This is a genomic window from Sphaerochaeta sp. S2 (genome assembly GCF_016406725.1).
Lineage (GTDB): Bacteria > Spirochaetota > Spirochaetia > Sphaerochaetales > Sphaerochaetaceae > Sphaerochaeta.
Map to the genome: position 1 here is coordinate 1 of NZ_JAEKNT010000435.1, position 10,229 is coordinate 10,229.

General features: G+C 48.8%; 7 protein-coding genes. 4 read left to right on the plus strand and 3 right to left on the minus strand.

Going from position 1 to position 10,229, the window contains the following annotated elements:
- From JF818_RS12425 to JF818_RS12440, 4 genes are all read left to right on the plus strand, one after another.
- A partial coding sequence (locus JF818_RS12425) for an efflux RND transporter permease subunit (RefSeq protein ID WP_198892309.1) occupies positions 1-2,690 on the plus strand: 2,690 nt, incomplete at its 5' end.
- Positions 2,687-4,006, plus strand: coding sequence for a TolC family protein (locus JF818_RS12430; RefSeq protein WP_198892310.1), 1,320 nt, complete (start codon positions 2,687-2,689; stop codon positions 4,004-4,006). The genes JF818_RS12425 and JF818_RS12430, both read left to right, overlap by 4 nt.
- A gap of 101 nt (positions 4,007-4,107) precedes the next feature.
- Complete coding sequence (locus JF818_RS16715; protein ID WP_198892311.1) at positions 4,108-5,154, plus strand: HD domain-containing phosphohydrolase; 1,047 nt, start codon at positions 4,108-4,110, stop codon at positions 5,152-5,154.
- 18 nt (positions 5,155-5,172) lie between these two features.
- Positions 5,173-7,977, plus strand: coding sequence for a transporter substrate-binding domain-containing protein (locus JF818_RS12440; protein ID WP_198892312.1), 2,805 nt, complete (start codon positions 5,173-5,175; stop codon positions 7,975-7,977).
- Here the strand turns inward: JF818_RS12440 and JF818_RS12445 are convergent.
- From JF818_RS12445 to JF818_RS12455, 3 genes are all read right to left on the minus strand, one after another.
- The gene (locus JF818_RS12445) at positions 7,972-8,943 is read right to left on the minus strand and encodes an alpha/beta fold hydrolase (protein ID WP_198892313.1); all 972 of its coding nucleotides are present in this window, start codon (positions 8,941-8,943) and stop codon (positions 7,972-7,974) included. The genes JF818_RS12440 and JF818_RS12445 overlap by 6 nt on opposite strands.
- Positions 8,944-9,085: 142 nt before the next feature.
- Positions 9,086-9,874, minus strand: a complete 789-nt coding sequence (locus JF818_RS12450) for a DUF4037 domain-containing protein (RefSeq protein WP_198892314.1) — start codon at positions 9,872-9,874, stop codon at positions 9,086-9,088.
- Positions 9,875-9,915: 41 nt separating this feature from the next.
- A partial coding sequence (locus JF818_RS12455; RefSeq protein ID WP_198892315.1) for a response regulator transcription factor occupies positions 9,916-10,229 on the minus strand: 314 nt, incomplete at its 5' end.

Genomic DNA, 10,229 nt, shown 5'->3' on the forward strand with positions numbered 1-10,229 from the left:
ATGCAGGCGAGGATACCAGCCATCTCTCCTCCTATGTGGAAGACACCCTCATCCCAAGAATTACCAGAATTCAGGGAGTTGCTGAGGTGTCGGTAACCGGCATGCAGTCCCAAGAAGTACGCGTTACGGTAAGGACCGAGGACCTGAGGGCAAGAGGAATCTCCATGATGCAGGTGTATCAGGTGCTCCAGTATGCCAATATGCGACTGCCTGTAGGGGACGCAGTATGGCATGGGAACAGTGCAAATCTCCGCTATGATGGGAGCCTGGAATCGCTTGGTCAGTTGAAAAACCTTCCAATCGGTGCAACAGAGGATGGAACAGTAATCAGGCTCAGTCATGTGGCAGATATTGCATTCGAGACAGCAGAAATGGATGCCTATGCTGATGCAAACCAAGTTCCACGGGTGGTGGTCTCAGTAACTAAGCGTGGCGATGGCAACACCCTTTCCATTGTTCGGGAGATCAAGAAGGTTCTCTCTGACGCACAGGAGGAAACGGGCGGAGCCGTCTCTTTCCAGATACTCAGTGATGACAGCAAGAACATCATCGCCTCATTGATGAAAGTCTCCCAGTCAGGACTGCTCGGCATCCTTATGGCTGTATTTGTCATCTTTCTGTTCCTGAGCGACCCAAGGGCAACCATTACCATCGCACTCTCCATTCCCCTCAGCATTCTCTTTACCTTCATCGGCATGCGAGTGGCTGGGGTAACCATCAACCTGATGAGCCTCTCTGGCATTGTGGTTGCCTTGGGTATGGTGGTGGATGGATCCATCGTCATGCTCGAGCAAGTCATGCGTTTGCACAAAGAACACAAGATGCCCAGTGAGGAGGCACTGCTCCGTGGTGCGGATTTGGTGGGCTCCCCTATCCTTGCTTCCACCACCACGACGCTCGCTGTATTCATCCCCCTCTCCCTGCTCTCAGGTATTGTAGGGTCAATTCTTCGTGATGTCGCCCTTACATTGATTCTTGCCCTGGTAGCAAGTCTACTGGTGGCATTGGTGGTCGTTCCCTTCATCCTTCGCTTGGTCTTGAATGTCCCGGAGAAAGCAAGAAAGCGAGAACCTCGCTTCTCCAGGATGCTCGATCGTCTTGAAGGGGGATATCGAAAGGGGTTGGCATGGAGTCTTACGAACCGGAAATTCATCCTGATCTTTTCTTTTCTCTCTCTAACCTTGGTCATTATGGCAGGAGGCATCCTGGGGCTTACCTTCATTCCCTCGACTGATAATGGCGATTTCAACATCGCTCTTACCTTTCCCCAAGGATACAGCCTGGAGCAGACCAGGGAGCGGGCACTTGAAGCCCAAGCCTTGGTAAGCTCCCATGTACCAGAAATTGACTCCATCGTACTCTTCTCCGGACAAGGAACTGGATTTGGTTTCTCATCTCCCAACCAGGCAAGTATCCGTGTTGTGTTGGTGCCAACTAAAGACCGCAAGCGATCTGTGCATGAGATCATCAATGAGGTTCAGTATCTGCTCTCCTCCAGCATTGTTGACGCCACAGTCAACACCACAAACGGAGGGTTTGATGCCCTGGTTGGATACATCTCTGGTGGTGGTGGCTATGGACTGAAGCTTGTTGGAGAGGATATGGAACTCCTGCATGAGGCTGCAGAGTCACTGCGAGTGAAACTGCAGGAAGATCCTGAGGTCCTCGTTGCCAGTATTGATACCAGTTATGATGCAAACATCCTGGTCATGGATATGTCCCACCAGCTTATGAGCAACCTTGGGGTGAACAGCAGCGAGGCGGGGCTTACAGCGAACCTCCTGTTCCAGGGAATGGAGGTAGGCAATCTCACCAATACAGAGGGAGAGCGGTATCCGATCAGGCTGGAGTCAGACCTGAAGGGCTTACCCATCACCAGTTCCACCCTTCTCTCTGCAGAAGTTCCAGCATCCACCGGAGAGCTCATCAGCTTTGCAAGCCTGGCAGAGCTGAAAGAAGAGCGGGCTGTGAGCCGTATCGTCCGCGAGGACAGGGAGAAAACCGTAACAGTCTCTGCAACGCTTGTCAGTGAAGATACAAAAGGGGTGTCTGCAAGAATGCAGGACTACCTAGCTCAACATCCGCTCCCTGAAGGGATAAAGACAGCAAGTGGGGGGTTGATGGAACTTATTGCAGACTCCATCGAACCGATGGCTACCGCCCTCGCCATCGCTGTCTTCCTCGTCTATACCGTTATGGTCATCCAGTTCGAGAGATTCCGTCAGCCCCTGATCGTCATGGCATCCATCCCATTCAGCTTGATCGGGGTAATCCTGGGTCTCCTTCTATTTGGTTCATCCATCTCCCTGATCAGTTTCATGGCTCTCATTGCTCTTGGCGGAATTGTAGTGAACAACGGCATCATCCTGATCGATGCAATCAATGTACTGAGAGAAGAGGAGGCAAATGAGGGAGAAGAGAGTTTGGAAATGTTGCGTATGAGTGTGGCCAATGGAGGAGCCAGCCGCCTCCGCCCTATCCTGATGACCACCCTTACCACGATGCTCGGGGTAATCCCCATGGCTCTAGCAACCGGGGAAGGAGCTGCAATTTATGCCCCACTTGGACAAGCCATTGCAGGAGGCTTGCTCAGTTCCACCTTGATAACGCTCTTCATCATACCAATCCTGTACTATATGACTGAGCGCAGGATCATCATGAAAAAGCAGCATATGAGGGACAGCAGATGAAAATTGAAAAAGTCTTTCTTTGTACAATTCTGATCACCCTCTCACTCCCTCTTCTTGGTGCAATTCCAGGGAATCTTGAACTCGCCGCTCTTCAGGAGGAGGTCAATCAAGCCATCCTCGATGTACGCGATGCCAAGGCTTCCCGTTGGCCTACCGTTGATCTAGAGCTCAGCGGCACGTATATGAGCAACCCACTCATTGGGCCCATTACACTCCCTGCCGGCTCGTTGTCTCTTGCCCCCCTCACGCCACCGAGTGACGTAACGCTGTATGATGGGATGGAATCGAGTATGTATGACTTCTCGGTGAACATCACCCAGCCACTCTTTACCTGGGGGAAGATCAATGCATCGGTTGATGCACAGGAAGCCATTGCTGAGGCAAAGCTCCAAGAGCTTCATAACAGGGAGAAAGAACTCATGGCTGAGATTTCCACCAGGGCGGTGACAATCACCTCCCTGGAGGCAATTTCGCAGTTGCTCAAGCAACAATATTCGCTTGGAAGGGAGCTGGTCTCTCTTGCAAGTGAAGGTGTTGCTTCGGGAATGATGCTGGAATTGGAAAAACTTGAGACAGAGACAGCACTCCAGGATATTGAACTTGCCATTTTGGAGAGTGACTATACCGTCACTGAACAAAGACTCAACTTGCAAACATTGACCAGTAACCAAGACCTTTCTTCCTATAGCTTCGATGAGCAGGCGATCGAGGAGATGCTGCAACTACCGGTCGAGACACTCATTGAGACATCCATCTCTCCAAGGCAGGCATCCTTGAGGGCTCTCTCTGCTCTCAAAAAAGCAACGGAGGCAGCCGAGAGGCTTGCAAAGGGCTCTTTCTATGGTAAACCAGACCTTGCCTTGGTTATGTCGGCAGGCTACAGTAGTCCTAATTTTCCCCTGTCAGAATCAGACTGGAGTGATCAGGATGCATACAGTGTAACCGTATCGGTAGGGTTGAAAACCACGCTCTTTGATGGAGGGAAGATTGCAAATTCCATCAAACGTGCAGAGAGCCAAGAGGAGACAGCCACCCTTGACCTTGAGCAAGCAAGACAGCGGATTATCCAAGAGGTACAGCAGCAGTATCTACTGCTGAAAACCTCCATGCAGAAAATTGATCTGGAGCAGAGGAAGCAGACAACCCTGGAGCAACGAGTGAGGACGAATGAAGAGCTCTATCAAAGCGGATACGGAAAAAAAGAAGAGCTGCTTCAAGCTGAGATGAATCTACTCTCATCCCAGATCCGTGAGCATCAACTGAATATTGAAGCTTGGAGTGCGTTTCAGACTTTGCACTATCTTACGGGAAACTAGATTTCTGAAATCTTATTACTTTTCTTGCTCATTCCAACCCTCCTTTTCTTTACCTATGGTATGCCCGATGGTACCATCATAATACAAAGGAGAGAGAAACAGTGTCAGTTATCCTTGCCATTGATGATTCTTCCACCGATCTTGCCGTGATCCAATCCACGCTTTCCTACTGCACCGTACTAACCGCAGGGGATGGCGAGGAAGGATTACAGGTGCTCAGCAAGCATCCGGAAATTGACTTGATCCTACTCGACCTGCATATGCCAAAGATGAACGGTTTTGCCTTTCTGGACCAGTGCAAGGCTCTCTCAGTAGAGATTCCGATTATCATCTTGACCAACTCTGAGGAGATAGAAAAGGAAATCCTCGGTCTGGAAAAGGGTGCCGTCGATTTTATCCGTAAACCACTGAACTTTCGATCCCTTCAAAAACGCATTGAACTACAGCTTAATCTGAAACAAGCCAACAGGCAGATAATAGAATACAACAAACAGCTCGAACGATTGGTGGAGGAGCGTACTCAAGAGATTCGAAAAACCACCGCGATTACCATCAATGCACTGGTGAGGCTGTTGGAAATCCGCAATGTTGAGACCAGTGACCACTCTAAACGCACCAAGAACATGATGCGACACCTCTGTGCTGAACTCCAGAAACAGGATGATGATTCATATTACCTCACCGATAAGGAAATCCAGGAGCTGGTTGACACAGCACCACTGCACGATATCGGGAAGGTGGGTATCCCTGACAATATTCTTCTTAAACCGGGGAGACTGACCAAGGAAGAGACTGATCTCATGAGGCAACATGTACTGAAGGGAGTGGAAGCGCTCGACTATGGAACAGACAAGGATGAAGCTCCGATCAGCTTCATTGAAACCGCTCGTTCCCTTATCGCGAGCCACCATGAGTGGTATGATGGATCAGGGTATCCAGTAGGTTTGAAAGATTCCAAGATCCCTCTCTCTGGTCGTTTGATGGCCGTTATCGATGTCTATGATGCACTTACCAGCAAGCGTGTGTACAAGGATGCTCTTTCTCATGAGGAAGCAATACAGGTAATGAAAGAGGAGGCTCCCAGACACTTCGACCCAGTGGTGTTCCAGGCCTTTCTCTCCATTGCAAACAAGCTAAGTCGTACCTAGACAATCCAAGGAGCCTCAATGCAGCGGTCCAAATACAGATACCTGATTCTTATCGTGGGAATACTTCTGTTCTTGGCCAATGTTGTGTATGCAGATGCGTCACTCCAGCTCTCCAGAGAAGAGTATCAGTTCATTGAGGAATATCAAACAGTGAGGCTTGGTATCGATCCAAAGTTCATGCCGTTCGAGTTCCTCGATGAGCAGGGCATCCATACCGGTATCGCTGCAGACCTGCTCTCCCTTATCTCAGAGAGAACCGGATTGTCATTTACCTATGATCCTACCCTGAGCTGGACTGAGACGATCGGCCAAGCCAGAGAAGGGTCCATTGATGTATTGTCTGCAGTTGGGTATACGAGGGAGCGAGAAGAGTTTCTAAGCTACCTTCCTGCCTACATTCACTTCCAGCGAGCCATCATTGTCCAGAAGAGCAATACCTCAGTTACCTCCTTTTCCGACCTTCAGGGAAGGCAGGTAGCGGTACAGAGGGGAAGCTCGCATGAAGGGTTCTTGACCTCCTATCCGTCCATCACTCCTCGCCTCTACGATACGGTGGAAGAAGCCCTGCTTGCAGTAAACCACGGGGAAGAGGTTGCCTTTGTGGGAAATGAGGCAACGAGTGTGTATCTCAGCAGACTGCTCGGACTGACTGAACTTACGATCATTCCCATTACTGAAGATGCAGAGCAAACACTCCATATAGCAGTACAACGTAATGAACCAATACTGGCGAATATTCTGCGAAAGGGACTCGATTCTATCAGTGAAGCAGAGCGAGCACAGATTTTTAATAAATGGATCCGCTATGAGACAAGAATAGACTACTGGCCGATCATCCGAATTGCGATTGTCATTGCAATCATCATAATTCTTGCCTTCGCTCTCTCCTCTTACTGGATTGTTCGCTTGAAGAAGGCAATCCTAGAGAAAGAAGAAGCACAGATGCGAGCCGAAGAAGCGGACCGGGAGAAAAGCCGATTCCTGGCTCGTATCTCCCATGAGATACGGACCCCACTTAATGGAGTGAGAGGAATGAGTTTTCTCCTTGAGAAGACCCCATTGTCTACAGACCAGAGGCGTTATGTCCAAAGCATTTCCACTGCAACGCAGACCATGCAGCAGATCATCAATGATATTCTGGAATACTCACGTCTGGAAGAGAACAAGATCACCTTCGAATCTGTTCCATTCCATCTTGATGATGTACTGGAAAACTGTGTATCGATCGAACAGTACCTGATCCAACAGAAAGGCTTGGATTTCAGGATTACTGAAGAAGCTCATGTACCCAAACGATTCATCGGAGACCCTACACGTCTCTCCCAGATCCTTATCAACCTCATGAACAATGCAGTAAAATTTACAGAGCATGGTTCCATTACCCTCTCAATCGCGTCGAAGGACAAGGCGGAAACCAGCTGTACCCTTATCATGAGCGTATCTGATACAGGGATTGGGATGAGCAAGGAACAGCTCGATACCATCTTTACCCCATTCGTGCAGGCTAATGAGACAATCCACCGCAAGTATGGTGGTTCCGGCCTTGGTCTCTCCATTGTGAAAGAACTGGTTGAGAAGATGCAGGGGAAACTGGAGGTGGAGAGCAAACCAGGGGAAGGAACCCGATTCACTGTTTCTCTTCCCATGCAATTGAATACTGACCAGGATGAAAGATCACAGGCTTCCGTTGATTTCTCCTCTCTCAAGGCATTAATTGTCATTCAGGATAGAATGCTCTATGACCGTCTCGCTCTCGTATTCACTGAATACCAGATACAGTATGAAGGGGTTACTTCATTCGGCCTCGCGTTAAAGGCACTTGAGGAGACCCATGACTATGACCTTCTGGTGATGGAATATCATCCATCAATGGTTCTTCCTGATGGACTTTATAAGCTGCTCAGTAACCAGACTGCGTCCAGACCGAAGCTGTTGGTTATTTCCCCTGATCGGATTGAACCAGAGAAAGAGCAACTACTCTCTTGTGACTTGGTCATTATGCTTCCGCTCATCAACAGTGTTCTGTTCAATGGTTTACTACAATTGTTTGGAACAAACACCCCTTCACTGCAAACCGCGAAGGAGAAAGTAGATAGGGAACAAAATGCATCATTCTCTGTTTTAGTTGTCGAGGATAATGCAACAAACCAGATTATCGCCAAGGAACTGTTTGAGCAGATTGATGCAACCGTCTACCTTGCTTCCAACGGGAAAGAGGGGTATGAACGGTTCCTCGAACACGAGGATATCATTGATTGCATCTTGATGGATCTTCACATGGATGTCATGAATGGGTATGAGTCAAGCAAGCTGATAAGGGAGAAGAACCAGGAGGTTCCCCTTCTGGTAACCTCAGCAGACTTGATTTCCAGTGTACTCAACCGATGCAAGGAGATTGGGGTAACCGAAGTTATCGGCAAGCCCTATTCTCCGGAAGAACTCCAAAGGAAGGTACTCGACTACGCTGGTATCTATGCCTCAAAAAAGGCCCTTAACGATACTGCAATCGATTTCCAACGAGGCATCCTACAACTTGGAGGCAATGAAAAAGCCTACAATACGGTACTCCATGCTTTCATAGAGGAGACATCCAGTTTGGTCGAAGCCCTTACAATAGCCGGGGACAGCCAGGACTGGAAGGAAGTGGCAGAACTTGCCCACCAAGCAAAAGGCAGCTGTGGGGCTATTGGGGCAACAGGCGCACAGAAGTTGTGTGCAGAGTTGCAACATGAGCAGCCTACTGATGACCATGCATTGTGGAACAAGACAATCGAGGAGCTTGAACGTGTGCTTGCTCAAGCTCGATTATACCTTGGCCTATAAATCCTCCAACACCTTTTCTACAATCGCAGCAATCGCATCAGCATTAGTCTGGTAGATGAAATGGTTTCCCTCAAGAACTTCAAACTGAGCTTGCTCTCCGATACGTTCAAGATGCTGCTCCTGATACTCTTTCGGAGAGAGAGGAATCTGTGGATTGGGCTTCTCGTACGTGTCCTTGGCAATAACCTTGAAGAAAGGAACCTCTTTTGGGTAGGAAAGACTCATGGTATCGCGTATGAATTCGGTTGAATATGCTAACTGTTCAAGAAGGGTGTCATTCATCGAGAACCCGGCAAAGGTAAGCATGTCATCCACTTCTTTCTCTGTGTAACCTAGCTCCATAGCATCACTCTTATTGGTGACCAGGGGACCGAGCAAGCTGGTCAATCCTAGGAATTCTTGCACCTTGGCGATGGGAAGCAATGCAGCAACAAAGGCAGGGGTTTCCGCGTAGTAGGCGGTGGATGTTCCGTCCAGGCTGATGATCGCCTCAACCTCATTTGGATAGAGGGAAGCGTAGTGTTCGCTGTATACGCTGGAAATTGAGTGTGGGATCAACACATAGGGTGGTTCATACCCAGCAACCCTGAGAGCTTCCCTGATCTCTTCCACATAGTGATCGCTCGTACGCTCTCTTTCGGTGGTGGTACTGAATCCCACTCCGAAGTACTCCACCACTACCGTCTTATAATCCTCAGCCAAGGCTCGTTGCAATGGCCCAAAATCGGCTGAGGGAAGTGCTACACCCATGCCAGGAAGCAATACCACGGTATGTTCACCTTCACCTAGATCAGTAATGTGCATCTGTCCATCGAAGACTGGGACCATGTTCCCGTATGGGGAGATAGCATTTCTTCGTTGCTTGAAGAGTGTCGCATGCAATACAGAACTTATGGCCAAGACAACAGCAATCACCGCAAGTATCCAAAGGAGTATCTTTCCAAACTTTCTCAGTCTCTTCCCCATTATTTCCGTCTTCTTGAAATATCTCGATTATCCTACCATAAACCACTTCTGTTGTATTCTATTTTTTTCTCAAAAAATACATTTGTACCAATAGCGAAAAAGGTTTGAGGGCTGGCCTAGAGACACCACTAGAGCAGGAGTATTATGCTGGGTAGGAACTACCCAGCATCTCATCCAGATGGTCCAGCAATCTCGTCAAGGAATCGAGAATCTCTTTCTTTCCAATCCCCTCTGTTACCAGTGAGAGATCCTTCTCAAAATGAAGCGGGAGGATTTTACAGGTTTGCTTAGCCCAAGAGGCCAACTGCTTCTCCCCTGGATGGGTTTGTCGGTTGTAGGCAAAGAGTACATCGAAATAGCTCGCCAAGAGAGCGGCTGTTCGATGGACCTGGCTTACCGCATCATCTCGCTTTATTGCATTCTCGATCTGCTCGTAGTAGCTTGCTGTGAGCTTGTTTCTTAGTAGTGGATAATTTTTCTCTATGATTGCATCCCTAAGCCCCTCTGGGTAGGGGGTATCAAGTTGCTTCTGTAATGCGCTGAACCTACCCTTTGGGTCGTAGAGGATTTTGGAAGTCTTCAGGTTATGGATGAATGCAGTTGAGTATCCCACCCTCGCCTGGTGAAGTTCCCACACACTCTGTACTTCATTTTCTGCCCAGGAGAGCGAACGATACATCAGGTCAACTGGAGTCTCATCATGAAGGAATAGTTCATCACCCTCCCCAAAATAATCATTGCCGACCTCTGCTTCCTTTGCAAACCTCTCTGCCAGCTCCCGGCGAAAAGAGCGGGGAACCGGCTTCTCTCCATAGATATACACATCATAGTCGGAGAGCCCGTCACTGACCAACCCAGTACGGGAACCGGAGAGGACAACGGCTTCAACTTCCTCACGGGAAAAGAATGCTTTCAAAAAGGTCTCAATCATGGTTCCAATAGTTGCAGAAAGCCCAGAAAAAGGGAAGCATCCTATATATCGCCATACAACTTGGCAAGCAACTCGTATCGTCCACTAACCTTGCACTTTGCGTAGATATTGCGATTATGATTAGCCACTGTCTTCACTGAAAGAGAGAGTTCAAGCCCTATTTCCTTATCGCTTTTTCCCTCACTGATCAGATGCAGTACCTGCTTCTCTCGCTCAGAGAGGTTGCAAGCAACCACCAGCTCATCCATGTACGGTCTTTTTTGTCCATGACAGGGGTGTTCCATTGCATCCAAGAGGACATTCAGCCCCTCCCTGAACTGTTGTACTCGTGATCCGATAAGTGCCTGATCATGGG

Bases quoted from the DNA above. Each gene is read 5' to 3' on its own strand.
- JF818_RS12430 (WP_198892310.1), top strand. From the start codon at position 2,687: ATGAAAATTGAAAAAGTCTTTCTTTGTACAATTCTGATCACCCTCTCA.
- JF818_RS12440 (WP_198892312.1), top strand. From the start codon at position 5,173: ATGCAGCGGTCCAAATACAGATACCTGATTCTTATCGTGGGAATACTT.
- JF818_RS12445 (WP_198892313.1), bottom strand. From the start codon at position 8,943: ATGGGGAAGAGACTGAGAAAGTTTGGAAAGATACTCCTTTGGATACTT.
- JF818_RS12450 (WP_198892314.1), bottom strand. From the start codon at position 9,874: ATGATTGAGACCTTTTTGAAAGCATTCTTTTCCCGTGAGGAAGTTGAA.